At 73.2% G+C, this 26,587-nt stretch carries 25 protein-coding genes and 1 pseudogene; 14 read left to right on the top strand and 12 right to left on the bottom strand.

The annotated features are described in order from the left end of the window. Positions 1–113: 113 nt before the first annotated feature. Positions 114–956, bottom strand: coding sequence for a universal stress protein (locus tag LMU33_RS22205; protein ID WP_228622261.1), 843 nt, complete (start codon positions 954–956; stop codon positions 114–116). Between the two features lie 37 nt (positions 957–993). Beyond that, a complete protein-coding gene (locus LMU33_RS22210; RefSeq protein WP_228622262.1) occupies positions 994–1,899 on the bottom strand; it encodes a universal stress protein in 906 nt (301 codons plus the stop codon). A 246-nt stretch (positions 1,900–2,145) separates the two neighbouring features. On the opposite strand from LMU33_RS22210, the gene LMU33_RS22215 reads away from it, so the two are divergent. Both LMU33_RS22215 and LMU33_RS22220 read left to right on the top strand, forming a co-directional pair. Then, on the top strand, positions 2,146–2,820 hold the full coding sequence (locus LMU33_RS22215; RefSeq protein ID WP_228622263.1) for a CBS domain-containing protein: 675 nt from the start codon (positions 2,146–2,148) through the stop codon (positions 2,818–2,820). Positions 2,821–2,900: 80 nt separating this feature from the next. After that, on the top strand, positions 2,901–3,620 hold the full coding sequence (locus LMU33_RS22220) for a response regulator (protein ID WP_228622264.1): 720 nt from the start codon (positions 2,901–2,903) through the stop codon (positions 3,618–3,620). Between the two features lie 19 nt (positions 3,621–3,639). On the opposite strand, the gene LMU33_RS22225 is transcribed toward LMU33_RS22220, so the two are convergent. Next, positions 3,640–4,494 carry a CBS domain-containing protein gene (locus LMU33_RS22225; RefSeq protein ID WP_228622265.1) on the bottom strand — a complete coding sequence of 285 codons (855 nt, stop codon included), beginning with the start codon at positions 4,492–4,494 and terminating at the stop codon, positions 3,640–3,642. 210 nt (positions 4,495–4,704) lie between these two features. Continuing rightward, on the bottom strand, positions 4,705–5,109 hold the full coding sequence (locus LMU33_RS22230; RefSeq protein WP_228622266.1) for an Hsp20/alpha crystallin family protein: 405 nt from the start codon (positions 5,107–5,109) through the stop codon (positions 4,705–4,707). Positions 5,110–5,526: 417 nt separating this feature from the next. On the opposite strand from LMU33_RS22230, the gene LMU33_RS22235 reads away from it, so the two are divergent. The 4 genes from LMU33_RS22235 to LMU33_RS22250 all read left to right on the top strand — a co-directional run bounded on the left by LMU33_RS22235 (position 5,527) and on the right by LMU33_RS22250 (position 9,111). Beyond that, entirely contained in the window at positions 5,527–5,877 is a 351-nt protein-coding gene (locus LMU33_RS22235; protein ID WP_228622267.1) for a DUF1918 domain-containing protein, read from the top strand. Further along, positions 5,861–6,742, top strand: coding sequence for a universal stress protein (locus LMU33_RS22240; protein WP_228622268.1), 882 nt, complete (start codon positions 5,861–5,863; stop codon positions 6,740–6,742). The genes LMU33_RS22235 and LMU33_RS22240 overlap by 17 nt, the downstream gene beginning before the upstream one ends. An 877-nt stretch (positions 6,743–7,619) precedes the next feature. Next, positions 7,620–8,609, top strand: a complete 990-nt coding sequence (locus tag LMU33_RS22245; protein WP_228622269.1) for an Acg family FMN-binding oxidoreductase — start codon at positions 7,620–7,622, stop codon at positions 8,607–8,609. Positions 8,610–8,652: 43 nt separating this feature from the next. Then, positions 8,653–9,111: a CBS domain-containing protein gene (locus LMU33_RS22250; protein ID WP_228622270.1), complete on the top strand. Its 459-nt coding sequence runs from the start codon at positions 8,653–8,655 to the stop codon at positions 9,109–9,111. A gap of 25 nt (positions 9,112–9,136) precedes the next feature. On the opposite strand, the gene LMU33_RS22255 is transcribed toward LMU33_RS22250, so the two are convergent. Next, positions 9,137–9,580: a universal stress protein gene (locus LMU33_RS22255; RefSeq protein ID WP_228622271.1), complete on the bottom strand. Its 444-nt coding sequence runs from the start codon at positions 9,578–9,580 to the stop codon at positions 9,137–9,139. Between the two features lie 198 nt (positions 9,581–9,778). Between LMU33_RS22255 and LMU33_RS22260 the strand changes: the two genes are divergently transcribed. Further along, positions 9,779–9,967: a hypothetical protein gene (locus LMU33_RS22260; RefSeq protein ID WP_228622272.1), complete on the top strand. Its 189-nt coding sequence runs from the start codon at positions 9,779–9,781 to the stop codon at positions 9,965–9,967. Positions 9,968–9,994: 27 nt separating this feature from the next. On the opposite strand, the gene LMU33_RS22265 is transcribed toward LMU33_RS22260, so the two are convergent. Then, the gene (locus tag LMU33_RS22265; RefSeq protein WP_228622273.1) at positions 9,995–10,861 is read right to left on the bottom strand and encodes a universal stress protein; all 867 of its coding nucleotides are present in this window, start codon (positions 10,859–10,861) and stop codon (positions 9,995–9,997) included. 242 nt (positions 10,862–11,103) lie between these two features. Between LMU33_RS22265 and LMU33_RS22270 the strand changes: the two genes are divergently transcribed. Beyond that, positions 11,104–11,406 (top strand): hypothetical protein, encoded by a 303-nt coding sequence (locus tag LMU33_RS22270; protein ID WP_228622274.1) that lies wholly within the window; start codon positions 11,104–11,106, stop codon positions 11,404–11,406. Between the two features lie 84 nt (positions 11,407–11,490). Here the strand turns inward: LMU33_RS22270 and LMU33_RS22275 are convergent, their stop codons facing one another. Next, positions 11,491–12,072: a rhodanese-like domain-containing protein gene (locus LMU33_RS22275; RefSeq protein WP_228622275.1), complete on the bottom strand. Its 582-nt coding sequence runs from the start codon at positions 12,070–12,072 to the stop codon at positions 11,491–11,493. 78 nt (positions 12,073–12,150) lie between these two features. Here LMU33_RS22275 and LMU33_RS22280 point away from each other — a divergent pair, with 78 nt between their 5' ends. Continuing rightward, positions 12,151–12,438 carry a metal-sensitive transcriptional regulator gene (locus LMU33_RS22280; RefSeq protein WP_228622295.1) on the top strand — a complete coding sequence of 96 codons (288 nt, stop codon included), beginning with the start codon at positions 12,151–12,153 and terminating at the stop codon, positions 12,436–12,438. 87 nt (positions 12,439–12,525) lie between these two features. On the opposite strand, the gene LMU33_RS22285 is transcribed toward LMU33_RS22280, so the two are convergent. The 3 genes from LMU33_RS22285 to LMU33_RS22295 all read right to left on the bottom strand — a co-directional run bounded on the left by LMU33_RS22285 (position 12,526) and on the right by LMU33_RS22295 (position 15,098). Then, a complete protein-coding gene (locus tag LMU33_RS22285; protein WP_228622276.1) occupies positions 12,526–13,275 on the bottom strand; it encodes a sulfite exporter TauE/SafE family protein in 750 nt (249 codons plus the stop codon). After that, entirely contained in the window at positions 13,272–13,661 is a 390-nt protein-coding gene (locus tag LMU33_RS22290) for a rhodanese-like domain-containing protein (protein WP_228622277.1), read from the bottom strand. Before LMU33_RS22290 ends, LMU33_RS22285 begins: the two co-directional genes overlap by 4 nt. A 72-nt stretch (positions 13,662–13,733) precedes the next feature. Further along, on the bottom strand, positions 13,734–15,098 hold the full coding sequence (locus LMU33_RS22295) for an MBL fold metallo-hydrolase (protein WP_228622278.1): 1,365 nt from the start codon (positions 15,096–15,098) through the stop codon (positions 13,734–13,736). 466 nt (positions 15,099–15,564) lie between these two features. On the opposite strand from LMU33_RS22295, the gene LMU33_RS22300 reads away from it, so the two are divergent. From LMU33_RS22300 to LMU33_RS22310, 3 genes are all read left to right on the top strand, one after another. Then, a complete protein-coding gene (locus LMU33_RS22300) occupies positions 15,565–15,867 on the top strand; it encodes a muconolactone Delta-isomerase family protein (protein WP_228622279.1) in 303 nt (100 codons plus the stop codon). Between the two features lie 270 nt (positions 15,868–16,137). After that, positions 16,138–17,052 carry a DNA-3-methyladenine glycosylase family protein gene (locus LMU33_RS22305; RefSeq protein ID WP_228622280.1) on the top strand — a complete coding sequence of 305 codons (915 nt, stop codon included), beginning with the start codon at positions 16,138–16,140 and terminating at the stop codon, positions 17,050–17,052. Between the two features lie 317 nt (positions 17,053–17,369). Further along, positions 17,370–19,754 carry a phosphoketolase family protein gene (locus LMU33_RS22310; protein WP_228622281.1) on the top strand — a complete coding sequence of 795 codons (2,385 nt, stop codon included), beginning with the start codon at positions 17,370–17,372 and terminating at the stop codon, positions 19,752–19,754. 52 nt (positions 19,755–19,806) lie between these two features. Here the strand turns inward: LMU33_RS22310 and ppk2 are convergent, their stop codons facing one another. Both ppk2 and LMU33_RS42025 read right to left on the bottom strand, forming a co-directional pair. Continuing rightward, complete coding sequence (ppk2, locus tag LMU33_RS22315; RefSeq protein WP_228622296.1) at positions 19,807–20,610, bottom strand: polyphosphate kinase 2; 804 nt, start codon at positions 20,608–20,610, stop codon at positions 19,807–19,809. A gap of 273 nt (positions 20,611–20,883) precedes the next feature. Then, positions 20,884–21,366, bottom strand: a pseudogene (locus LMU33_RS42025) (MFS transporter); the annotation flags it as partial. A 1,173-nt stretch (positions 21,367–22,539) separates the two neighbouring features. On the opposite strand from LMU33_RS42025, the gene LMU33_RS41460 reads away from it, so the two are divergent. Then, a complete protein-coding gene (locus tag LMU33_RS41460; RefSeq protein WP_228622282.1) occupies positions 22,540–24,954 on the top strand; it encodes a SpoIIE family protein phosphatase in 2,415 nt (804 codons plus the stop codon). A gap of 141 nt (positions 24,955–25,095) precedes the next feature. After that, complete coding sequence (locus LMU33_RS22325) at positions 25,096–26,322, top strand: alginate lyase family protein (protein ID WP_228622283.1); 1,227 nt, start codon at positions 25,096–25,098, stop codon at positions 26,320–26,322. Positions 26,323–26,587 lie beyond the last annotated feature (265 nt).

Below are 26,587 nucleotides of genomic sequence, written 5' to 3' on the forward strand. Positions count from 1 at the left end.
GTCGGTCTGCCGGTGCCTGGTGGTGAGACAGCGACACGGTGGCTGCGACATGGTGCCGGGCCGTGGCCCGCGCCGTTCCGGCACCGGGGTCCCGCCGTCCGCCCGGCGTTCCGTCAGGCGTGCTCGGGTACGACGGCCACCGGGCAGGCCGCGTGGTGCAGCACCCCGTGGGCGACGCGGCTGAGCTGGAGGCCGACGGGACCGTGCCTGCGCCGGGCGCCGACGACGAGCAGGTCGGCCTCGCGCGAGACGGCGATCAGGGCGTCGCGGGCGTGGCCCTCGACCGTACGGCGGTCCGCGTTCAGCTCGGCCGGTACGTCCCGCAGTGCCTCCTCCAGCAACTCGACGGCCTGCTGCCTCTGGGAATGCGGGGCCGCGTGCGCGGGGCGCCGCCAGGCCCGTACGACTTCCAGGGGCACCCCGCGCAGGGAGGCCTCCTCGACGGCGAACCGTAGGGCGGCCGAGCCGGTCGGCTTCTCGCCCACCCCCAGCGCGATCCGGCCCCGGATCCCGGAGCTGGCCTGGTTGTCGTGGGTGCCGCGCAGCACGATCACGGGGCAGTGCGCGTGCCCGGCGACCGTGAGGCTCACGGAACCCAGCAGCGCCTCGGTCACGCCGCTGCGGCCACGACAGCCCAGCACCATGGCGAGGGCGGCGCTGCTCTCCCGTACGAGCCCGTACTCCGGCTCCTCGGGCAGTACGTCCGTGGTGACCTTCAGCTCCGGCCGGCGGCGCCGGGCGCGTTCCTCCGCCGTACCGACGACATCCCGGGCCATCACCTCCTCCAGCGGCTTGTCGAGTTCCTGCGCGAGCAGGGCGCCTTCGTAGCGCTCCCAGAGGGAGGCGTAGACCAGCCGCAGCGGGGCCCCGCGCAGGGCGGCCTCGTCGGCCGCCCAGTCGACGGCCCGCAGGCTCGGCCCGGAACCGTCGACGCCGACGACGATCGGAAGGTCCATCGGAAGGTCCATGGGTGTTCACCGCTCCCTCGGGGGATCAGCCGTGCGGAACGACGGCGACCGGGGCCACCACGTGGTGCAGCACGGCATGCGCGACGTGGCCGATGTGGACGCCGAGCGGGCTGGTGCGGACACGCCTGCCCACGACGACCAGGGAGGCCTCGCGGGAGGCGTCGACGAGAAGCTGCGCGGCGCTGCCGCACCGGCTCGCCTCGATCATTTGCACGTCCGGGAACTTCTGCCGCCAGGACCGCAGCAGCTCGGTCAGTGCCTTGGCCTGCCCGCGGGCGAGCTCGTCGTGCAGCTCGGCGTCACCGTAGAAACGGTAGAAGGAGGTGGCCGGTTCGCTCCAGGCGTGCACGACCCGCAGGGACGCCCCGCGCCGGGCGGCGGCGTCGAAGGCGAATCCGAGCAGCGTCTCGTCGGGCGTGCCGATGTCCAGGCCGAGCACGACGGGCCGGAAGGGGGTCGCGGCGGACGGTACCCCCACCGGGTCCGGCTTGTGCTCGTCGGCGGCCTGCTCTCCGGCCCGGACCAGCACCACGGGACGTTCGGCGTGGGCCAGGACGGCCAGGCTGACCGAGCCGACCATGAAACCGGCGATCCCGCCGAAGCCGCGCGACCCCAGCACCATGAGCTCGGCGGCGTCCGCCGCCTCGGTCAGGGCGCGGGCCGGATCCCCGGTGACCCGGTCGGTGATCACCTCGACTCCGGGATGGCGCAGCCGCAGCCCTTCGGCGGCCTCACGGGTGACCTCCTCGGTCCAGTGCTGCCGGGTCTCGCCGCCGAGCAGCGGTGCCTGGGCCACGGGTTCCGGCACCGGCTCCCAGACGTGAACGATCTTGAGCGGCAGACCGCGCAACGCCGCCTCGCGCGCCGCCCATTCGGTGGCGGCCCGGCTCTCGGGCGAGCCGTCGAGACCTGCCGTGACCGTTCGAGTCATCGTCTCCACCTCCCGGGACGAGGGATCCAGTCCCAGCGTGGTGCCGCCGTGCTCGCGGGGCGAAGGGCCGCAAGTCCCCATACGGGACCGACCGGCCCGCGGACCGGAACCCCTCCTGCGACGGCCGGACCGCGCAGGACGGGGAGCCGAACGGCCCACCCGGGGGACCGGTGGCCCCTGGCCGCATCCCCGGGCACCGGCAGATGCTGAGAACGGACCGGCCGCCAGGACCTTACGGAGGTCACCATGTACGGCACTCCGCACATCGTCAGCGATGTCATGACCCACACGGTCGCCGCCGTGGGGCGGCGCGCCCCCTTCAAGGAGATCGTGCGGCTCATGCAGGACTGGCAGATCAGCGCCCTGCCCGTGATCGAGGGCGAGGGCCGGGTGGTCGGCGTGGTCTCCGAGGCCGACATGCTGCCCACGGAGGAACTGCGGGACGACCCGCAGGCCGGCTACCTGCGGCTGCGCCGGCCGGCCGACCTGGCGAAGGCCGGCGCCCTCACCGCCGGCGACCTCATGTCCTCGCCCGCCGTCACGGTCCGGGCGAACGCCACTCTCGCCGAGGCCGCGCGCGCCATGGCACAGGAGGGGGTCAAGAGGCTGCCGGTCGTGGACGACGCCGGACTGCTGGCCGGCATCGTCAGCCGCACCGACCTGCTCAAGGTCTTCCTGCGCGACGACGAAGACATCGCCGAGGAGGTCCGGCGAGAGGTCGTGTCGTACCTCTTCCCGGCACCGGCCTCGGCGATCCACGTGGACGTGCACGACGGAGTCGTCACGCTGACGGGCCGGATCCGCGACACCGCCCTGGTCCCGGTGGCCGCACACCTGGTGCGGGCCGTGGAAGGCGTGGTGGACGTGCAGTTCGACCTCGCACCCGCCCACCACGGAGTGACCGGGGCCGGTCGGCCCTAGCCCGCACGGGACCGCCGGATGGACGATCTGCCTCGCGGACATCGTGCGGTCCGTCCCTTCCCGGGGAACGAGAGGCCGTCATGACCGAGACACGGACCTTCACGGAACAGAACCCGATCCGGGTGTTCCTGCTGGACGACCACGAGGTCGTACGACGCGGCCTGGCCGATCTGCTCGACGCCGAACCGGACATCTCCGTGGTCGGTGACGCGGACACCGCCGAGCACGCCCTCGCCCGCGGACCCGCGCTGCGCCCGGACGTCGCCGTGCTCGACGTGCGGCTGCCGGACGGCGACGGCATCTCGGTCTGCCGGGAACTGCGCAGCCGGATGCCGGAGCTGGCGTGTCTGATGCTGACCTCGTTCGACGACGAGGACGCCCTGCTGGACGCCATCATGGCCGGAGCATCCGGCTATGTGCTGAAGCAGATCAAGGGCTCCGACCTCGTGTCCGCCGTACGCACCGTGGCCTCCGGACAGTCGATGCTCGACCCGGCGACCACGTCCCGCCTGATGCGCTCCCTGCGCACCGACCCGGCACAGCCCTCGTCGCCGCTGCCGCCCGAGCTGGCGAGCCTGTCGCCCCGCGAACGCGACATCCTCGCCCTGATCGGCGACGGCCTCACCAACCGCGAGATCGGCAAGCGGCTGTACCTGTCGGAGAAGACCGTCAAGAACCACATCTCGCGGATGCTGGCGAAGCTGGGAGTCCAGCGGCGGGTCCAGGCGGCGGTCCTCGCATCCCACCTGGAGCCGCGGAGCTCCAGAGCCCCGGGGCACGCTGACCCCCTGACCCGCTGACCGGGCAGGGGAGGCCCGGTCAGGCCGCCGTGAGCAGGTTCTTCACCTCGACCACATCGGCGATCTGCTCGACCTCGGCCACCAGCCGGGCTCCCGTCGCCGACGGCACCCGCCCGGTCAGCTCCACGATGCCGTCGTGCACGGTCACCTCGACGGCCTTCCAATCGCCCGGGGAGCAGACGGCCTCGATCCTCCCCTCGACCTCCGCCCGTATCCCCGCGTCGTCCCTGATCAACGCCTGAAGCAGCGCCTCGCGGCGCACGACGCCCACCAGCCGGCCCTGGTGGTCGGTGACCGGGATCCGCTTCAGCCGGGACAGCGCGGCGAGCCAGGCCGCCTCGGCGACGGTCGAGCCCGGCAGCACGGTGATCGCGGGGCTGGTCATCAGATCCGCCGCCGTCTCGCCACGGGCCTTGCCGTGCAGCCGCCGCTCCCGGAGCCGGCCGACCCTCCCGGGCCGGTGACCGGAGGCCTCGAACGCCACCTTCGCCAGCAGGTCCGACTCCGAGACGACCCCCACCACACGGTCGCCGTCGTCCACCACCGGGACCGCTCCGACGTGCTCACGCGCGAGCAGCCGGGCGATCTCCCGGAACGGCAGGTCGTCCCGCAGACTGGCGGCGGGCACCTCCATCACGTCCCGCACGAGCGGAAGCGGGGCCTCGGGTATCTGCGCGGCAGGCCAGGGGGTCTCCTCGACCGGAGCGTGGGGCGGCCGTTCGGTGACCGCGGCGTGGGTGGCGGCGGCGGTGGCGACGGCGCCCAGGTAGCGGACCAGCATGTCCTGCCGTCCGGCCTCGCCCGGGCTCCAGGGGCGGGACGGCAGGTTCCGCCGGGCGTCGCCCCCAGCGGAGAAAGTCTCGTGCGTGTTCACGGCCGCCTCCGGATTCCATCGGGTGCCTGCGGTCCCAGTCCTGCGCCCTGCCGCCCGCCGCCCAGAGCCGAACGGCCCCGGTGGAACGGCACGACGACCCTCCGCAAGGGGCTGCGCGCCGCCCCGCCGCCGGATTCCCGACTGCGGGACGCACTGGCCGCGATGGTACGACGGGCCCGCGAGGAGCCCGCCGCTGCGTGGGCGGACGCGTCAGCCGCCGTGCTTGATCTCGATGTGCCTGGCCTCTGCCTTCTCGGAGCCCAGGCCCACGCTGACGGTCAGCATGCCATCGGTGTAGTCGGCCGTGACATCGTCCTCGTCGGCGCCGGGCGGCAACGTCACGCTGCGGCTCAGCGCGCCGTACCGGATCTCGCTGTGGTTCTTGTCCGCGTCCCGTTCGGTGCGCTCGGCCTTGACCGTGAGAACCCCGTCGCCGATGACGACGTCGATGTCCTCGGCAGACATGCCCGGAAGCTCGGCGCGCAGGACGTAACGGTCGTTCTCCGTGTAGTCCTCGATACGGATGGAGGGCATCGCGAACCTGCTCGGAATGGTCTCGAACCAGTCGGGCATGTCCGGGAAGGGGATCCTCTGCCTGCGGGTGAGTGTGCCCATGGCCGTACCTCCTCGGTCTTCTCCTGCTTCCAGTTCAGCACGCTCCGGGCTCCCGTGCCGAGGCCGAACAGCCCCCGTCACGGGTCCTCAAAGTCCCTTTTGCCCCTGCCGGGCGTGATCAGAACCGGTGACGGGGGAACGACCGCACACGGCGGCGATCACCATGCGCGGACATCGAGTCCCGGATCCTCCCCCCGGATCCCACGGCCGGGACCGCCGGGTGACTCCGGAGACACCGGGTGACTCCGGAGACAGGTGAGGCCGACCTGCCGGGGGCAGGGACCAACGGCCCCTGGCAGCGGGTACGGCGCGCGACTTGCATGGGACCGGATGACGGCGGCAGGACCGCGGCACGGCAAGTGGCGGCACGTCGCGAGCCACCGCACCACGCGCCACCGCGGCAAGGAGGCGAGGACCATGACCACGCCGGCACCGAGACGGCGAACCGACCGGGCCGCGCCGCCCGCACACCCCGGTGAGCGCGTCGCCCTCATGGACGCCCGCGCCGGCGACGGGATCGTCGTACGCGGCACCACGGCCGGTGCCGTCACCCGGTACGGCGAGGTCGTCGGCGTCCACCATGCCGACGACAGCCCGCCCTGCGACGTGCGCCCGTCCGACGACGGACGAGTCATCCTGTACTTCCCGGGTCCGGGCGCCTTCGTCCGGCACCTGGTGCACGAGCCGGAACCGGTGGACGCCGCGGCCCACGTGCCGTCGGCGACCGCCGGGCCGGAGGCTGGAGGCGATCGTGTCCTCGCCCAGTGAGCGCCGGCCGATCGTGGTCGGTGTGGAGAGCGGTCCCACCCGTCGGACGGCGCTGGCCTGGGCGGCCGACGAGGCGGCCCGCCGGGGCCTGCCGCTGCGGCCGGTCCGCGCGGAGGGCGTGCCGACCAGGGGGCAACGGAGGCCCGACGTCCCGGCGTCCTGGGAGGGGTGGAACGAGGGGCTGCACCGGAGCGGAAAGCAACTCCTCGCCGAGGCCGTGGACTTCGTCGCGGCCCGGCATCCCGCCGTCGAGGTGGACGCCGTACTCGCCGAAGGCGACCCCGTGTGGGTACTGGGCGAGGAGAGCCGTGCCGCCACCGCCGTCGTGCTGGGCTCGGAGCACCTCAGCCGCACCCAGGAGGTGTTCGGCTCCGCCGCGGTCGCCCTGCCCCTGATGGCTCGGGCGCGGTGCCCGGTCGTGGTCGTCCCGGAAACGGAACACGTCACCCAGGAGCCCGCGTTCTACGTCGTCGGCGTCGACGGCAGCGAGCACTCGGCCGCCGCAGTGGACCTGGCGTTCGAGGAGGCTTCCCTGCGCGGTGCCGAGGTGCGGGCACTGTACGTCTGGCAGCGGGGACCGCTCAGGATCTTCGACGAGCACGGAGTCCAGCAGGAGTGCCGACGACTGCTCTCCGAGACCGTGGCGGGCCGCCACACCCGCTACCCGGACGTGGACCTGCGGCACGAACTGGTCGCCGGGCACCCGGTACAGGCGCTCACCGAGGCCTCCGCCCATGCACTGGGCCTGGTGGTGGGCACACGAGGGCACGGTGGCTTCACGGGGATGCTGCTGGGCTCGGTCAGCCAGGGAGTGCTGCACTACGCCCAGTGCCCCGTCCTCGTCGTTCCGCCGACGCGGGCCTGAACCCAGGCGCGGCCGGCTCCAGGCGTCACGGGAGGCCCGGTGCGACGGCCATGGGGCGACTGGTGCGGGGCGTGGAAGGGACCGGCCCGTGAGGTGCCGCTACAGCGGTCCGCTGCGGCGGGCCTCGTGGTCGTCGGCGTGGCACGGCGTTGCCGGCGGCGCGGAGCCGAACTCGAGCGCGCGGCCGCCTGCTCCTCCCGGCCGAGGCCCGGGTCGCCGGTGGGCGGAGGGTGCAGGGACGGACCGGCGGGGCGGCCGCCGCCGGGATTCGCCGACACCGAGTACGACCCGGCCGTGCGTGCCCGCGAGTCCGCAGGAGCCCGCGGTCCCGCCCCGGACCACGACAACCGGCCCGGCCGCCCGACCGGCGACGGCGAGGCCCACGGTCCCGAGGTGTGCACCGCAACTTCCCGCGGCCGCGCACCCGCTCACCAGGGAGCCGGCGTTGTGGCCCTTGTGCAGGTGTGCATGCTGCGGACCTTCGGGGAGCCGGTGGGACGTGTGGTCCTGTGTCAGCGGTCGGCGTCCGCCGAACTCGGCCGAGGGCCCACCGGCCCCCGGGGCGGGGGCCTACGGTCCCGAGGTGTGTGCACCGCAACTTCCCGCGGCCGCGACACCCGCTCACCGGGGAGTCGGCGTTGTGGCCCTTGTGCAGGTGTGCATGCTGCGGACCTTCGGGGAGCCGGTGGGACGTGTGGTCCTGTGTCAGCGGTCGGCGTCCGCCGAACTCGGCACGAGGGCCCACCGGCCCCCGGGTCGGGTCCGGGCGGCCCTGCCCCGGACAGCGAGTGCCGCACAGGCTGGAGACGGGACCCGGTATGCGATGCGGTTCGGCACCGCGGGCGACGGCCGGGCGCGCGACCCCAGGGAGGCCATCGTGATCACGCCACCCCTCGCCACGACGGACATCACCGCCCTCGTGGCCGATGCCACGGCGGCCCCCTCGCTGCACAACGCCCAGCCCTGGAGGTTCCGCTACCGGCACGACAGCGGGGTCCTGTGTCTCCACGCCGACCTGGAGCGCGCCCTGCCGCGAACGGACCCCGACAACCGCGGCCTGTACCTCGGCTGCGGCGCGGCGCTTCTCAACCTGCGCGTGGCCGCCGCCGCGGCCGGCCGGGATCCGGTGGTCCGGCTGCTGCCCGACCCGGCCGATCCCGCGCTGCTGGCCGAACTGGACCTCGGCGGCCCGGCTCGGCCCGATGAAGCCCTCGCCGCACTGCAGCCGGCGATCCGCCGCCGGCACTCCAGCCGTCATCCCTACCTCGAGGAGGAGATACCGGGTGCGCTGAAGGACCGGTTGCGCGAGGCGGCCCGCGCCGAGGGAGCGGAGCTGCTGTTCCCGGGGCCCTGGCACGTGGCGCTGGTGCTGGAACTGGTGGGGGACGCCGAGGGCCGGGAGGCCGTGGATCCCGGTGTACGGGGTGAGACGGCACGCTGGGCCAGAACGGAACCGACGGGCGGCGCCGAGGCCTCGGACGGCATCCCCGCCGAGGCGTTCGGGCCCCGCAGCCGCCGGACCGCCGCTCCGGTACGCGATTTCGCCGCGGGACGCGCAGTGCCCGGCCGCGGCTGGGCGGCCTTCGAACGGAACCCCCAGATCGCCCTGCTCGGCACCGCCCACGACCGGCCCGCGGACTGGCTGTGCGCGGGGCAGGCGCTGGAGCGGGTCCTGCTCCGGGCCACGACGGACGGGCTCGTCGCCTCGCTGACGTCCCAGCCCCTGGAATGGGACGAGTTGCGGTGGGCGGTCCGCGACCCCGGCTCGGCCATGGCTCACGTGCAGATGGCCATCCGGCTCGGCTACGGGCCCGAAGGCCACCCAAGTCCCCGTCGGCCCGTTGCCGACGTGCTCGACGTCGTATGACACGGCGACGCCCACGGGCGTCGGACCTGGAGGGAGAGCCCGGGTGAAGGTGTCCGAGATGATGACCGCTCCCGCGGTGGCCGTCCCACCGCACGTCTCCCTGGCGCAGGTGACCCGGACGATGTCCGAGTCCGGCGTGGGCTCGGTACTCGTCGTGGAGGACGGGACGCTGCGCGGCATCGTCACCGACCGCGACATAGCGGTGCGCGGGCTGGGCGGCGGGCTGCCCCCGGCCACGGCGGTCGAGGCGGTGATGTCCGCGGGCGTGGTCACGGTCGACGCCGCGGACGACGTCCAGACGGTCTATCGCACCTTCCGCCGCATCGGCGTACGCCGGCTGCCGGTGCTGGACGGACACCGCCTCGTGGGCGTGGTGACGATCGACGACCTCCTGCTGGACGTCTTCCGGCGGCTGGCCGACCTGCTGGGTCCGGTCGCCTGGAGCGTGCTGCGGGAACCCCCGGGGCCGCCGGGGGCGCAACGGGCGTCGCATGTGCGCTGAACGGGCCGGGCGGGGGCGCGACGGGTCACTGCTGCTGAGCGCGCACGATCACGACCGGGCAGCTCGCGTGCTGGGAGACATGCTGGCTGACCGAGCCGAGCAGGGCGGCGGCGAACCCGCCCCTGCCCCGGCCGCCGACGACCAGGAGCTCGGCTCCCTCGGCGGCCCGCAGCAGCACGTCGGCGGCGTTGCCGTGCACCACTTGGCTACGGACCGAGCCGCTCGCGTCCGCGCCGAGCACCTCGGTCAGCTCGTTGTGCATCCGCTGCCGGGTCTCCTCCTCGTCGAGGTCCGTGTCCACCGCGGGCGCCGACCACCCGTACAGCCCCGGCAGCTCCCACACCGCGATCGCGTCCACGGTGGCGCCGACGAGGCCCGCGTACCGGACGGCCCAGCGCAGGGCCTCGTACGAGGACGGCGATCCGTCGACACCGACGACCACCCGGGGTCCGGAGGCATCCCTGTCCATGTGTCCCACCTCTCCTACGGCTCTCCCACCCCGTCGATCGGCCACGTTCGTTTCCACGCTGCACGCGCGCCCGCGATCTCGCCAGGGCAACGCGTCCGAGGGCGATCCTCCGGGAAAAGGACGATGATGTCTGAGGGGGTGAGGGCTCATGCAGGCGAACGCGGATGACGTACCGCGCCTCAGGTCGTGGGAGGAGCCATGAGCAAGGGGGCAATGGCCCGGCCGCGCGCCGGGGCAGCGGGCTGCGGTTCCCGGTTGCCGTCCCGCAGGACGGCGCGGACCGCCGTCGTGCGCAGGGCCTCGTCGACGAAGGGCGACTGGCTGCTGCTGCCCGGCGGCTCGTGGCGGCACGTCGAGACGATCAGGGTGCGCAGTCTGTTCGGCTGAGAGCGGAGCGGCGTGCCGCACCGGCGCTCACGGCTGCTGGGGCACGATCGCGACCGGGCACTGAGCGTGATGCAGCAGCGTGTGGCCCACCCGGCCGAGCTCGAGGCCGAAGTGGCTGCTCCTGCGGCGGGCACCGATGACCACGAGATCGGCGGCCGCCGACCGGTTCACCAGGACCTTGCTCGCCGGCCCCTCGAGCACCGAGCGGTGGGTCCGGACCCGCGGATACTCGGCGGCCGGGGCACGGAGCGACGCATCGAGCAGCGCGGAGGCCGACGCGCCGGCCGGCTCTTCCGCCCGGCTCCGCTCGCCGCTCGCCCCGAAGGCGGGGTGGCGCCAGGCACGTACGACGTCCAGGACGCAGCCCCGGACGTCGGCCTCGCGGAAGGCGAACCGAAGCGCCTCGGAGCCCGTGTCCGCATCCCCGAGGCCGAGCAGGATCCGTTCGTGCGTACCGGACAGACCCGCGCGATCACCTCGGACCACGACCACGGGGCAGCGTGCCCGGGCCGCGACGGCCAGACCGACCGAGCCGAGCAGCAGTCCCTTGAGCCGGCCGCGCCCGCGCGAGCCCGTCACCACCGCGAAGGCGGCATCGCCCTCGTGGACGAGGGCGGTCGCGGCGTCCTCCGGGACGATGTCGGTGGTGACCTTCACCGCGGGGTTGTGCCGCGCGGCGCGCTTGGCCGCGAGGGCCATGATGTGCTCGGCCGGCACCTGCTCGGAGGGACGACCGATGCCGGTCCCCGGCAGCGCGCCCTCGTAACGCTCCCAGAGGGAGCCGTAGACGAAGCGCAGGGGAACGCCGTGCCGGACGGCTTCGTCCACGGCCCAGTCGACCGCGAGCAGACACGAGTCCGATCCGTCGACGCCCACCACCAGAGGGAGTGTCATCGTCCCCACCGCCTTTCCAGGGACTGTCAGTGAGGTCTACGGCGCACGGGGGCCCACCTTCACGGTTGCATCCGCTCCGGGCGCGGCACGAGGGCCCATCGGCTCTTCCGGGGGCCCTCGTCCCCGGTGCGTGGGAACAACTCCCGCGCACAAAGCGCTGTTCCTCATACCCCGCCCGGTATGAGGGCCGCAGGGGTGGCGGCCGCCGGGGGAGGAACCAACGGCGCAGGAGCGTGAGACGGATGACGACGGCAGCGAACGACCGGCTCGACCGGCTTTACAGGCCAGAAGAGCGCCGGGCCGACGACGATCCCCTGGTGACGAGGTGCGGACGCAGGATCGAGGTGCGGTGCCTGAAGCTCGGACGCCCGGACCGGCCCGTCAGCCGGATCGCCCTGGACGTGGGGGAGGACCGGGGTGGTGTACCGGGAGTCTGGGCGGCGCTCAGCCCGGACGAGGCACGCGCTCTGGCCCGCCTGCTCCTCCAGCGGGTCGGTGCGGCCGAACAGCCCGCCGACGCCCGGCCGCGGAGCGGCACCTCCTGACGTGAGCCGGCCCTGCGGCCTGGGAGCAGGATGGCCGGCGAGCGCCTGGCCCGCGTCGCCTGCGTGCACGTCCCAGAGCGGCGGTCAGCCCCGGCGCAGTGCGGCGAGCGTCGCGGCGAGGTCCGCCGGGCGGGGGCGGTTGTGCGGCAGCCTGCCCAGGAGGGCGGCCATGCCGCAGGTGTCGGTGAGCGCGGAGAAGACGAGGCCGCCCGCGATTCCGGCCGAGAGGATCTGGAAGGCCGGATGGACGAGCAGGCCGAGGAGCAGGCCCAGGAGTACGACCGTGCCCGCCGCGAAGCGCACCTGCCGCTCCATGCTCCAGCGGGCCCGGGTGTCGCGGACGGCCGGCCGGTGCAGGTCGTGTCCCTCGCCGGCCCAGGCGCTGGTCCCGCCGGTGAGGGTGGCCGTCGGGATGCCCTCCTCGGCCAGCAGCCTGGACGCGGTCTGCGAGCGGGCGCCGGAGGCGCACACCACGAGGACGTCGCCGCGACCGGCGGCGTGCCGTATCTCGGGCAGCGCGCGCCGGACCTGGTCCAGGGGGATGTTGAGGGCACCGGGCAGATGGCCGGAGGCGTACTCGCCGGGGGTGCGCACGTCGATGACGGTGAGCTCCGCCAGCCGGGCGCGGGCCTGGGTGGTGCCGAGGGTGAGGGGGGTGGTGGTCATGGCAGAGGTGATCCTTGACGGTCGCCGCCGTCCCGAAGCGGGACGTACAGTACCCCTAGGGGTATCGGAGGAGTGATGGTGGAACTGGAGCTTGAGGGTGCGTCCCTGAGGGCCGTGCTGAACCGGCTGCGGCGGGCGCAGGGCCAGATCGCCGGCGTGATCCGGATGATCGAGGAGGGGCGGGACTGCGAGGACGTCATCACGCAGCTGGCCGCCGCCTCGCGAGCCCTTGACCGGGCCGGCTTCGCCATCATCGCCACCGGCCTGCAGCAGTGCGTGACGGACATCGAATCGGGCCGCACGAACGGTGAGGACCCGGAGGCGATGCGGGCGCGGCTGGAGAAGCTGTTCCTGTCGCTGGCGTAGGGACTGGCGAAGCCGTTCCTGTCGCCGGCGTCGGGACTCGGGAACCGGGGCAGCGGGCGCCACGGCCGGGCGAACGCTTTCGCCCGGTCATCCCGCCACCGCGTCGACCAGCATGAAGCCGGCCACCGCCAGCAGGACGAGCGCGAAGGCCCGCTGCAGGGTGGGCCCGGACAGCTTCGCGGACAGGCGCTTGCCGTCCCAGGCGCCCAGGACGGCGGCCCCGGCGAACGGTCCGATGACGGACCAGTCGAGGCCGTCGGCCGTACCCGCGCGCATCGCCAGCGCGGCCAGTGAGTTGACGGTGATGACGAGCAGGCTGGTGCCCACGGCGGACCGCATCCGCATGCCGAGGACGTTGACCAGCGCGGGGACCGCGAGGAAGCCGCCGCCCACGCCGAGCACGCCGGTGACCGCGCCCAGTCCGGCACCGGCGGCCGCCGCCCGGCCCGGCCGCACGTGCACCGTGCTGTCCGAGTCCGAGCGGGGCATGAGCATGCGTACCGCGGCGGCGACCGCGACCGCGGCGAAGGCCACGGTCAGCGCGGCCGCCGGAAGGCGTCCGGCGAGTGCGCCGCCCAGCATGGCCGGGCCGATCCCGGCTGCCGCGAACAGCAGCCCCGTACGCCAGCGGACGTGCCCGTCGCGGGCGTGCCCGGCCAGGGCGGTCGCGGAGGTGACGGTGACGATGACCAGGCCGGCCGTGGTGGCCGCGACCGGGGTGAAACCGAGCAGGTAGATCAGGGCGGGCACGGTCAGCACGCTGCCGCCGCCGCCCAGGGCGCCGAGTGCCAGGCCGATGACGGCCCCGGCGACCAGCGCGAACACCACAGCGCTCACGCGACGGTCCCGTTCCCGCCCTGCGTGTCCACGACCGGCAGTCCCGCCCGTGCCCACTCCTGCATGCCGCCCATGACGTCGACGGCCTCGACGCCCCTGGCCCGCAGGAGTTCGGCGGCCCGCTGGGAGCGACGGCCCGAGCGGCAGATCACGACGACCGGCCGCGCCTGCGCCTCACCGGGCAGCCCGGCACCGGCGGCCAGTGCCGTGAGGGGCAGGTGCACGGCCCCGGGGGCGTGTCCGGTCTGCCACTCGTCGGCTTCGCGTATGTCGAGCAACACGGAGGTCGCGCTGTTTCCGGCCGCCCACGCGTGCACCGTGCGGACGGCGGCCTCCCGCACGGTCACCCGTGCCGGGCCGCCCCGGCCGCGTTGGAAGAGGCTCATCCTGGTATCGCTCCTGTTCGTCATCCTGGTCTTCTTCGACTTCTCGGTGGCGATGCCCGGCGGCGGACGCCGTCACGGGGTGCGGACGGTGAGCCCGGCCTTCTCGGCCGACTCGAAGCGGTCGTCGACCGCGACGACGTCACGGCCCGCGGCGTCCAGCAGGGAGGCGGCGATGGCGGCACGCACACCGCCGGCGCAGTGCACCCACACCCGACCGTCGGGGACCTCGTGAAGGCGGTCGCGCAGGGTGTGCACGGGGATGTGGACCGAGCCCGCGACACGGCCCGACGCCCGCTCCGAGTCCCGGCGGACGTCCAGTACGACGATGCCGTCCCCGGGGTGCTCCGCGAGGTCGGCGAAGGTGGCCCGCGGGAAGGAGGTGGGAGCCTCGCCCTCGCGCGTCCAGCGCGACGGCTCCCCGACGGCCGCGGCGGCCGGGCGGTCGATGCCGACCCGGGCCAACTCGCGCTGGGCTTCGGCCAGTTGTGCGGCCGACTCGGCGAGCAGGGTCACCGGCCTGCCCCACGGGACCAGCCAGGCCAGATAGGTGGCGAGCTGTCCCTCGGCCTCGAAGTTGAGCGAACCGGCGACATGCCCTTCGGCGAAGGCGATCCGGTTGCGCAGGTCGACCACCCACTCCCCGGCGGCGAGCCGGCCGGCGATCTCGTCGGCGTCCGCGAGGGCGGGCGGGGTCAGGTCGAGGGGCGCGGGCCCCGCGGCGTTGGCCGGGCCCATGTGGGCGTAGTACGCGGGAATGTCGTCCAGACCGGCGAGCAGGTCGGCGACGAAGCCGTCCACGTCCCGGGTCAGGGCGGCGTTGGACGCCTTCTCCTGGCCGATCGTCGTGGGCGCGCCCGCCGACTGGCCGGCCGAGCAGAAGCTGCCGAAGCCGTGCGTGGGCAGCACGGTCGCCTCGTCCGGCAGCTCGGTGGCCAGGCGGTGCGCGGAGGTGTGCTGGGCCCGGGCGAGGTCTTCGGTCAGCCGGGGTTCGACCAGGTCGGGCCGGCCGACGGTGCCGATCAGCAGCGACCCGCCGGTGAACACGGCGACGGCCGTGCCGTTCTCCTCCAGCGCGTACGAGGTGTGGTGCGGGGTGTGGCCGGGCGTCGCGATCGCGCGCAGCACCAGTCCGGCGACGGCGTCGATCTCGTGGCGGTCGCCGTCGTGCACCGGCACGCGCGTGTACGAGACGCGGGCCGCGGCGGGAACGAGGTAGGCGGCGCCCGTGATGCGGGCCAGTTCCAGTCCGCCGGTGACGTAGTCGTTGTGGACGTGGGTCTCGACGACGTGGGAGATCCGCACCCCGCGCCGTGCGGCGGCGGCGATCACCCGGTCGATGTCACGCGGCGGGTCGACCACCACGGCCGTCCGCCCGCCGCCCGCCAGATAACTGCGGTTGCCGAGCCCGGCCACCTCGATCGTGTCGACGAAGAACACGGGAACTCCCTTCCGGTGAAATTACCCCCCGGGGTATATCTCGACGGTAGCACGAGTACCCCGGGGGGTATTTTCGGGCGTGTGCACCGCACCCGGTACAGATGTGCCCAGCAGGTCCGGCGATGAGGCCGAAGGGCCCTGCCGCCGTTCAGCGCTCCCGGGGAGAGTGGGGAGCAGGACCCCTCCTGGGCAGGTGAGCGGCGATGATGCACTGGAATGGCGGCTGGGCGTGGATGGCCTTCATGCCGTTGCTGTGGATCGTGCTGATCGAGGCCACCGCCACCGGGGAACTGCTTCTGCCTCGCCCCGTGAGACGCTCGGAGCCGGAGTACCGGCAGGCCACGGCGTGTAGGAGCCCCTGCCTACCAGTACCGAGGAAGCCGGTCGTGGCGCCCGGGTCGGCGGCGGACGGACGATGACGGTACGGCAGCCCGGTTACGGACGCCCCGTCGAACGGAGTCGGGACATGCGAGAGTTCCTGGTCGAGATCACCACCACCATTCCCGAGGGCACCACCCAGGACGAGGTCGACCGCCGACGAGCCGCCGAAGCAGTCCGCGCTCGGGAGTTGGCCGCCGCCGGCAATCTGGCACGGCTGTGGCGGCCGGTCGGCGAGCTGCGCAGCATCGGTGTCTGGCGGGCCACCGACGAGGGGGAGCTGCACGAGAAGGTGCTCGGCACGCTGCCGCTGCGTCCGTGGATGACCCTCACGGTCACCCCGCTGGAGTCCCACCCCAACGACCCGGGCCGGGCCGACCGCACGTCGTGACGGGCACACCGATCCTCGGGCACACCGATCCTTCTCCCTGTCCGTACCGGACTTTCGTCATCGCGGTCTGCTGCTCGCGGCGCTCGCCATCCAGGCGTCGGGCATCGCCCTGCCGGCCCTGGCCACCCGAGCCATCTGCGCTTCCCCCGCTCCGGGGCGGCCGCCGTACTGCGGACCGGCTTCCCGGGCCATGCGCCGTCGGTGGAGCCGCTTCCGGTACCCGGGTCAGTGGGTAGTCGTAGCGAATAGGCCACCTACGCAGGCGAGAACATGCACCAGCCTCCCGACCGGTCCCTGCACTGGCAGCCCGGCTTCCCCGTGGACGCGCGGCTGACTCTGGAGAGTCTGCGCCGTGGCCCCGGAGACCCCACGCACCGCATCGGGGCCGACGGTGCCCTGTGGCGTACGGCGCTGACGGCCTCCGGTCCGGTGACGTACCGCATCCGCCAGCAACGCCTGGACGACCTCCGCATCGACGCCTGGGGAGCCGGGGCCGCCGAACTCGTCGACGGCATCCGCACCGAGCTGGGCGCGGGCGACCGGCCCGACCTGTTCCGGCCCGGGCATCCGGTCCTGCGGGCCGCCCGCCGGCGCACGCCGGGCCTGCGTGTGCCCTGCACCGGGCGCCTCTTCGAGGCGATCGTCCCGGCGGTCATCGAACAGCGCGTGATCGGCCCGGACGCCGCCGCGTCCTTCGCCCGCCTGGTCCGGGCCCATGGGGACCCGGCACCCGGTCCCGCGCCCGCGGGCATGCGGGTGCCGCCCTCACCCGAGGTCTGGCGGACCCTCCCGAGCTGGGAATGGCGCCGGGCCGGTGTGGACCTGCAGCGCTCCCGCACCGTCGTCCGGATCGCCCGCCACGCCGCACGGCTCGACCGGGCCGCCGGTGACCCCGCCCGGGCCTACGAGCTGATGGCGAAGCTGCCCGGCATCGGCACCTGGACGGCCGCCCAGGTCGGCCACCGCGCCCTCGGCGACGCCGACGCGCTGCCGCTGGGCGACTACCACCTCGGCCGTATGACCGGCATGGCCCTGCTCGGCCGGCCGCTGGGGGACGACGAGGTCGAGGAGTTCTACGAGCCCTTCAGGCCACACCGCTACCGGGTCGTCCGGCTGATCGAACTCAACGCCCGGTTCGCTCCCCGCCGCACACCCCGCGCACCCCTGCGAGGGCCGCTGCGCTGAGGAGCCGAGCCCGTCGGGCGGATGCCCCTGCGTTCCGTACGACCGGGGGCGCCGCGTGCCTCGGCGCCATGGACGCCGTCCCTCCGAGAGGTGTTCGCGTACCCCCAGTCGGAGCTGGTCACCCGGCCGGCGCCGAGATGCGGACGGACGCTGTACGGGGGCGGCCTCAGCGGCTGAGCCGGCCCGAAGGGACGCCTTGCCGGCGGGCGTGGCCCGAACGGCCCTGTCGGTACCCGGCGGTCCGCCCGAGGGTGGGTGCTGTGCCCGCCCGGGCACCCGGCAGGCCCCGATCGCCGTCCGATCCGGAAGGAACCCCGATGTCCGTCGACACGCAGCAGGCGCCCGCAGGGCTCACGGACGAGGAGCTCGCCACGCTGGACGCGCACTGGCGCGCCGCGAACTACCTCTCCGTCGGCCAGATCTACCTCATGGCCAACCCCTTGCTGACCGAACCGCTGCGCCCGGAGCACGTCAAGCCGCGCCTGCTCGGCCACTGGGGCACCTCACCCGGCCTCAACCTCGTGCACACCCACCTCAACCGCCTCATCAAGGCCCGAGGCCTGAACGCCCTGTGCATCTGGGGGCCGGGCCACGGAGGCCCCGCAGTCCTGGCCAACTCCTGGCTGGAGGGGTCGTACACCGAGACCTACCCGGACATCACCCGGGACGCGGCGGGCATGGCCCGGCTGTTCAAGCAGTTCTCCTTCCCAGGCGGCGTGCCGAGCCACGTCGCGCCCGAGACGCCGGGCTCGATCCACGAGGGAGGAGAACTCGGCTACTCCCTCTCCCATGCCTACGGCGCCGCACTGGACAATCCGGACCTGCTGGTCGCCTGTGTGATCGGCGACGGCGAGGCGGAGACCGGACCACTGGCCGCCTCCTGGCACTCCAACAAGTTCCTCGACCCGGTCGACGACGGCGCCGTCCTGCCGGTCCTGCACCTCAACGGCTACAAGATCGCCAATCCGACCGTGCTGTCCCGGCTCCCCGAGACGGAACTCGACGACCTGCTCAGGGGCTACGGCCACGAGCCGATCCATGTCACCGGCGACGATCCGGTGGCCGTACACCGCGCGATGGCCGAGGCCATGGACACCGCCGTCGACCGCATCACCGCCCTGCAGCGGGCCGCCCGTGAGGAGGGGGCCACGGACCGGCCCCGCTGGCCGGTGATCGTGCTGCGCACCCCGAAGGGCTGGACCGGCCCGGCCGTGGTCGACGGGCTGCCGGTGGAGGGCACCTGGCGCTCCCACCAGGTGCCGCTCGCCGCCGTCCGGGACAACCCCGAGCACCTGCGGCAGCTGGAGCAGTGGCTACGGTCGTACCGTCCCGAGGAACTGTTCGACGAGCACGGCGCCCCGCGCCCGGACGTGCTCGCCTGCATCCCCGAGGGAGCCCGGCGGCTCGGCGCCACCCCACACGCCAACGGCGGACTCCTGGTGCGCGAGCTGCCCCTGCCGCCACTGGAGAAGTACGCCGTGCAGGTCGACAAGCCCGGCGCCACCCTGCACGAGCCGACCCGCGTCCTCGGCGACCTGCTCCAGGACGTCATGGCGGCCACCGCCGACCGCCGCGACTTCCGCCTGGTCGGCCCCGACGAGACCGCCTCCAACCGGCTGCAGGCCGTCTACGGCGCCAGCGGCAAGGCCTGGCAGGCCGCGACCCTGCCGGTCGACGAACACCTCGACCGGCACGGGCGGGTCATGGAGATCCTCTCCGAACACACCTGCCAGGGCTGGCTGGAGGGCTACCTCCTCACCGGCCGGCACGGGCTGTTCTCCTGCTACGAGGCGTTCGTGCACATCGTCGACTCGATGGTCAACCAGCACATCAAATGGCTGCGCACCACGCGCCGCCTGCCCTGGCGCGCCCCCATCGCCTCCCTCAACTACCTGCTCACCTCGCACGTGTGGCGGCAGGACCACAACGGCTTCTCCCACCAGGATCCCGGGTTCGTCGACCACATCCTCAACAAGAGCCCCGAGGCGGTACGGGTCTACCTGCCGCCGGACGCCAACACCCTGCTGTCGGTGGCCGACCACGTGCTGCGCAGCCGCGACTACGTCAACGTCGTCGTGGCCGGCAAACAGCCCTGCTTCGACTGGCTGTCGATGCAAGAGGCGAAGGTGCACTGCGCGCGCGGCGCCGGCATCTGGGCGTGGGCCGGCACCGAGGACGGTACCCGCGAGCCCGACGTGGTCCTGGGCTGCGCGGGCGACGTGCCCACACAGGAGGTGCTGGCAGCGGCCCAGTTGCTGCGCCGGGAGCTGCCCGAGCTGGTGGTGCGCGTGGTGAACGTCGTCGACATCGCGCGGCTGCTGCCGGGCGAGGAACACCCGCACGGGATGAGCGACTTCGAGTACGACGGCCTCTTCACCGCCGACAGGCCGGTCATCTTCGCCTACCACGGCTATCCGTGGCTGATCCACCGCCTCGCCTACCGGCGCGCCGGGCACCGCAACCTGCATGTGCGCGGCTACAAGGAGATCGGCACCACGACGACGCCGTTCGACATGGTGGTCCGCAACGACCTGGACCGCTACCGCCTCGTGATGGACGTGGTCGACCGCGTCCCCGGTCTGGCGGTGCGGGCGGCCGCCGTGCGCCAGCGGATGGAGGACGCCCGGCAGCGCCACCACCTCTGGATCCGCGAACACGGCATGGACCTGCCCGAGGTGGCCGACTGGGTGTGGGACGGCTGAACCGGTCCGTGACTCCGGTGTGCCGACGCCCCGGACCGTGGCGGGGTCGGGTTCACAGGTGCGCCGCGTGGTCGGGGACGTAGGTCTGCAGATCACGCGGCGGCCGTTCGTATCCGCTGGACGGCGGCCGCTCCGGCAGCTCCAGCACCGGTGGTGGCACCTCGTGGTAAGGAAGGGACGACAGCAGGTGGGCCATCATGTTCAGCCGGGCGCGCCGCTTGTCGTCGCTCTCCACGACGTACCAGGGCGCTTCGGCGATGTCGGTGTGCACCATCATCTCGTCCTTCGCCCGGGAGTACGCCTCCCAACGGGTGATCGACTCCAGGTCCATCGGCGACAGCTTCCAGCGCCGCAGCGGATCCTGCAGACGGCGTTGGAAGCGCTCCTGCTGTACGGCGTCGCTCACCGAGAACCAGTACTTGCGCAGCAGGATCCCGTCCTCGACCAGCATCCGCTCGAAGATCGGGCACTGGCGCAGGAACAGCTGGTGCTCTTCCCTGGTGCAGAAGCCCATGACGCGCTCGACGCCGGCCCGGTTGTACCAGGACCGGTCGAAGAGCACGATCTCCCCGGCGGCCGGCAGGTGCTCGACGTACCGCTGGAAGTACCACTGGGTGCGCTCGCGCTCCGTCGGCTTGGGCAGCGCGACGATCCGGGCGACACGGGGGTTGAGATACTGGGTGACCCGCTGGATCGCGCCGCCCTTGCCGGCCGCGTCCCGCCCTTCGAAGACGACGACCAGCCGGGCACCCTCGGCGCGCACCCACTCCTGCAGCTTGACCAACTCGGTCTGCAGCCGCAGCAGTTCGGCCTCATACGTCTTGCGAGACAGCGTCGCCGCATTCTTGTCCGTCATACGGCCATTGTCTCCCGGTCCCCTGGCCTCCGCGGGGCCGTGGGACCGGGTGTCCCCGCCACAACCATGCGGCCGAGCCGCCCGCCGTGCCGCGGCCCACGCTGCGACGGGCTCCGGCTGTGGCACGGTGAGGCGACCCGTTCGGGCGAGAGCGGCGACCGCCGCGGCGCAGGCCGTCCCGGTCGCCGTAAGAGCCGCCCAGGTCAGCCAGCCGGCGTCATGGCGCCCGGCGAAGTCCCAGAGCGCCCCGGTCCCCAGGTTGCCCAGGGTGACACCGAGTCCGGAGACGGTGTTGTAGAGACCGTAGTGCGTGGCGACCAGGCGGTTTCCGGACAGGGCGACGACCGTGTCCATCTCGAAGGGATAGACGATCGCGGATCCGGCCGCCAGCAGCACCACGGCCACGACCAGGGACCCGAGTACGGCCGCCGAGGAGCCGGGCGGGCTGAGGGCGAGCGGCACGAACGCCAGCCCCATGGCCGACAGCCCCCGTACCAGCGCCTCACCGGGCTGCCAGTGGTCCTTGGCCCAGCCTGTGAGCCGCAGTTGGCCCACGACCGAGACCGCCGCCGAGACGACGAACAGTCCGCTGGTGACCGCGGTCCCCTCGGCGCCGAGGGCGTCGGACGCGGCGAGCGGCAGCGCGAGATAGACCTGGAAGGCCAGGACGTACGAGCCGATCATCGCGGCGGAGAAGAGAAGGAACGGCCGGTTGGACACGACCCCGCACGAGGCCGGCCGGGGTGTGCAGAGGATGTCCGGCGTCGGCCGTCGACTGGTCCGCGGGCATGGACTGCGCGGTGTGCGGGGGTTGGTTCATGGCGTGCTTCTCCTGCGGCCGGCGCCGTGTCCGGCGGCCGGCCGATGGTGGGAACAGGGGCGGGGCTGATCGGTCGCCGTGGGCTCACGTCGTGTGAGCACGGCGAGGTGCCGATCAGGTCCGCCACACGCCCAGAAGCGCCCGCGCGTCTCCTGCGGAGGACACGGCGGGGACAGCGGGGGAGTGCTGACGTACCGGCGGTGTGACGGTCGGGGCGGGTCCGGGAGGATCGGACAGCAGGACGGCGGGAAGCGGCGGTCCGGACGGACGGGGGTGACGCGACGGCTGTACGGTCGGCTCGTCCGCGGCGCAGCAGTGAGCATCCTCGTCGGGAGCGGGCGTGCTCTGCCCGGCTGCGCTCTGCCCGTATGCGTCCGGTCCGTACGTGCCCCGCCCGGATGCGGTCTCCCGGTGCCCGTCGGTCGGCTGCTGTCCGCAACCGCCGGGCGTCACCTGCGTCAAGGCGTCGGTGCGCAGGGTCTCGGCCGTCGCCGGACCGTGACAGCAGCCGAGCAGATGCAGGAGCGCGGCCAGCAATACGACGACCACCGCTCCGGCCCGCGGCACGGAGCGGCTGCTTCGGATGGTGACCGACCCGGCTCGCCCGAACACATACCGTAGTCGTGCGGCGTCTGAAGTTCTGGCCGGAAAGCTCGGGGCTCGCCGGCGCGGTCGGCGGCGGAGGCGCCCCGGGGCCGGTGCTGCCGGGCCGGGGCCGGGCCGACTCGTCCGCCGGCGGGTGGCGTTTTTCCTCCCCGGCGATCACCGCATCGGGTGAATCCGGGCTCCGGGACCGGCTCGGTCCGGAGGTCGAGGCCAGGCTGCTGCCGACCGGCACCGACGGCCCCGTGATCGACGCGGTCAGCGCCCAGGAGCCCTCACCGGGGCCGACCGGGAGACGGCGCCGGACACCTGCCTTGACCGCCTCCTGCCCACGGTGCGAGCTGCGGTCACGGCGGGCCGTACGACGCGCGAGCACGAACAAAGCGCGATAGAAGTGAGGTATGGGGTCGGCGTGGCGAGGCCGGCCGTCCCGGGCGGCCCGTGACTCCCGTGGCGTTCGCCCGGGGCCATGCGGTCCGAGCGGGCGGAACGGGTGGTGAACCGTCGTGGTCGATTCCACACCGCTCGGCGCAGCCCCCGATCCCGCGAACGCGGCCACGGCGGTCGTCGACGCCCAGGGGATCGTGACGGCGTGGAGTGCGGGTGCCGAGCGGCTGCTCGGGTACGCCCGTGAGGAGGCCGTCGGGAGCCCCGTCACCCGACTGATCGTGTCGGACGCGGCCCTCGGGGGCCGATCCCACGTGGCCCTTCACGGGTACGGCGCGACGACCTTGCTCCGGCACCGCGACGGCCGGCCCATGCCCGTCCAGGTGCACGCGTATCCGTCGGTCGACGGTGAAGGCCGCGCCCAGCAGCTCCTCGTGGTCGTACCGTCGCACCAGCCGGGACCGGACCTGGTGTCGGCGGACGAGGCGTTCGCGCAGTGCCAACTGCCCGTGATGGTCTACGACTCGGCGCTGCGGGCCGTCCGCGCGAGTGCCGGCGCCGTGCGTGAACTCGGCCTGAACGAGCAGCAGATGGGCGGTCGGCGGGTCACCGACATCCTGCCGCCCCACATCTGCCGCACCGTCGAGGACGGCATGCGCCGCGTGCTCGTGACGGGTGAGGCGGAACGGTTCCACGTGCGGGGCTGGGCCCGGCCGGAAGGACGCGAAAGGGTCTGGTCCATCACGGTCTCCCCGCTCACGACCGCGGCAGGGCGGGTGGGGTACCTGGAACTCTCCGCGCTCGACGTCACCGAACAGCACCTGGCCCGGGAGCGGCTCACCCTGCTGAACGACATCAGCGCACAGGTCGGCAGCACCCTGGACGTGACGCGCACGGCCCAGGAGATGGCCGACGTCGCGGTGGGCCGGCTCGCCGACTTCATCACCATCGACCTGCTCGACTCCCTGGTCCGAGGAGTCGAACCGAGGCACTCCACGACGGGCAGGGTTCCCCTGCGCCGCGCGGCGCACCAGTCCGTCCTGCCCGGCGTACCCGAGGCGTTGGTGGAGCCGGGAGCCGTGGACGACTACCCGGAGGACTCACCTCCCGTCCGCTGCCTGGCCACGGGCAGGGCCTCGCTGCACCGCATCGGGGACGCGACGGTCAGGGGCTGGGAGCAGGCGGATCCCGAACGGGCGGGAGTCGTCCGGAAGTTCGGCATGCACTCACTGCTGATCGTTCCCTTGCGTGCCCGCGGCATCACCCTCGGCGTCGCGGTCCTCGTCCGTCACCGGCGCGAGGATCCCTTCACCGAGGACGACCTGCTCCTGGCCGAGGAGATCGCCGCGCGGGCCGCCGTGGCCGTGGACAACGCCCGCCGCTACACCCTCGAACGCGGCACCGCCCTGGCGCTGCAGCGCAGCCTTCTCCCGCGTCGGATCGCCGCCCAGGACGCGGTCGAGGCGGCACATCGCTATCTTCCGGCCCGTACCCGGGCGGGACTGGGCGGTGACTGGTTCGACGTGATCCCCCTGTCGGGCGCGAGGGTGGCGCTGGTCGTCGGCGATGTGGTGGGTCACGGGCTGCGGGCGTCGGCGACCATGGGGCGGCTTCGGACCGCGGTGCGCACCCTGGCCGACGTGGACCTCCCCGCCGACGAACTCCTGACCCATCTCGACGACCTCGTCACCCACCTGGCGGCCGAGGAGGACAGCACCGCGGAGCGCGAGCCCGACCTCGAGGACTCCACCGGACTCGTGGCCACGTGCCTGTACCTCGTCTACGACCCGGTGTCGCGCCGCTGCACGGCGGCCAGCGCCGGCCATCCGCCACCCGCCGTCCGCACGTCGGCCGGCTCGGCGGAGTTCGCCGGCGTTCCTCCCGGCCCTCCGCTGGGTGTGGGCGGCCTGCCCTTCGAGCCCTTCGAGTGGGAACTGCCGCCCGGCAGCCTTCTCGTGCTGTACACGGACGGCCTCCTCCAGGGCACCGATCACGACCTGGGCAGGGGCCTGGCGCTGCTGCGCCGGTGCCTCGAGCGGGCCGACTGCCGGTCGCTGGAAGCGATGTGCGACGACCTGATCCACAGCCTGCTGCCCGCACAGCCCGAGGACGACGTCGCTCTGCTCGTCGCCCGCACCCGAGCCCTCGACACGGGCCGGGTCGCCGCCTGGGACCTGCCGTCCGACCCGGCCGCGGTGGCCGACGCCCGGGCAGACGTGCTCGCCCGGCTGGAGGCGTGGGACCTGGACGAGGTGGCGTTCACCGCCGAACTGGTGGTCAGCGAACTCGTCACGAACGCGATCCGTTACGGGCAGCCGCCCATCCAGCTGCGTCTGATCCGTGAGTCCGCGCTCATCTGCGAAGTGTTCGACGGCAGCGGCACCGCCCCCCACCTGCGACGGGCCCGCACCTTCGACGAGGGCGGCCGCGGTCTGCTGCTCGTCGCCCAGCTCGCCCGGCGCTGGGGTACGCGCCACCACGCCCAGGGGAAGACCATCTGGGCGGAGATCGAACCTCCCCACCGCGACAGCTGACGGCGTCGGCCGCGTGGAGTGAGTGCCTGAACATCCCGTGCCGCCAAGGCACTTGACGGGACATTGGTCCGTACCTATGGTCATCGGTCAGCACGTGGTTCAAGGACTCGCCCGTCGTTCACATACAAGGACATGTGCCCTATGCAGGGAACACCCGCTCGACGTCGTCGTCGCACGTCCCTCCGGCCCGCTCTCGCGCTCACCGCCGCTGCCGCTGCCGCCATGCTGACCACCGGCCTGCTCTCCTGGCCCGGCACCCAGCGGGCAGCGGCCGCTCCTGCCGCCTTCGTCCACCCCGGCGTCACCGTCTCGAGGGCTCAACTCGACTTCGCGCGCAGCAAGGTTCTCGCCGGCGCCCAGCCGTGGAAGGCCGCCTACGACCAGATGATGGCGAGCCAGTACGCAAGCCTCGGCCGAACTCCCAAACCGCGTGCCGTCGTCGAGTGCGGCCCGTACTCCGACCCCAACTACGGCTGCACGGACGAACGTGAGGACGCCATCGCGGCGTACACCGATGCCCTCGCCTGGTACATCAGCCGCGACGAGAGGTACGCGCGAAAGGCGATCGAGCTGATGGACGCCTGGTCCGCCACGCTCACGGACCACACCAACAGCAACGCGCCACTCCAGACCGCCTGGGCGGGAGCCTCCTGGGCCAAGGCCGCCGAGCTCATCAAGTACACCTACACCGGCACGTGGGCCAACGAGGGCCGGTTCGCCACCCTGCTCCGCAACGTCTATCTGCCCAAGGTCATCAACGGCTCCAACTCCAACGGCAACTGGGAACTGACGATGACGGAGGCGGCCGTCGGTATTTCGGTCTTCCTCGAGGACAAGGCCTCCTACGACTCGGCCATGGCCCGCTTCCGCACCCGCACCGCCGCCTACGTGTACCTGTCCTCCGACGGGGACCTGCCGAAGACCGTACCGAGCCAGAACCTGAACACCCGGGACAAGATCGTCTCCTACTGGCAGGGCCAGTCCACCTTCGTGACCGGCCTCACCCAGGAGACCTGCCGCGACTTCGTGCACACCGGTTACGGCATCTCCGCGATCTCGCACGTCGCCGAGACCAGCCGGATCCAGGGGCAGGATCTCTACGGCACCGACGTCGGCGAACGGCTGCGGCAGGCGCTCGGCTTCCAGTCCAAGTACGAGCTGGGCGCCACGGTCCCGAGCTGGCTGTGCGGCGGATCGGTCAAGCGAGGGCTGGGCCCCGTCACCGAGGTCGGCTACAACGCCCTGCACAACCGACTGGGCATCGCCATGACCAACACCCAGACCCTGACCGAGCGAAACCGCCCGGCCGGCACCAACAACCTCTTCGTGGCCTGGGAGACCCTCACCGACGGTGACAATCCCAACTGACGGCGGAATCCGGCCCGTACTGACGAGGTGGCGTGCCGCGCCGGCCGGGTCGACGATCAGGTGGAGGTGCGCGCCGGCAGTGCGGCGGCCACGAAGACCGCGCCGGTCACCCGGTGGCCGAGGCCCGAGGCCCGAGGCACGAGCGTCACGGGGCTGCCGGCCGCCACCTGCCGGGCTCGTCGCGGACCGCCTCGGCGATCCGGGGCCGGAACGGAGGCGCACCGCACGGCGCGACAACCCAGGCCAACAGCGGAATGCTCTGCCC

Origin of the sequence: Streptomyces barringtoniae (assembly GCF_020819595.1) — a bacterium.
GTDB classification, from domain to species: Bacteria; Actinomycetota; Actinomycetes; order Streptomycetales; family Streptomycetaceae; genus Streptomyces; species Streptomyces barringtoniae.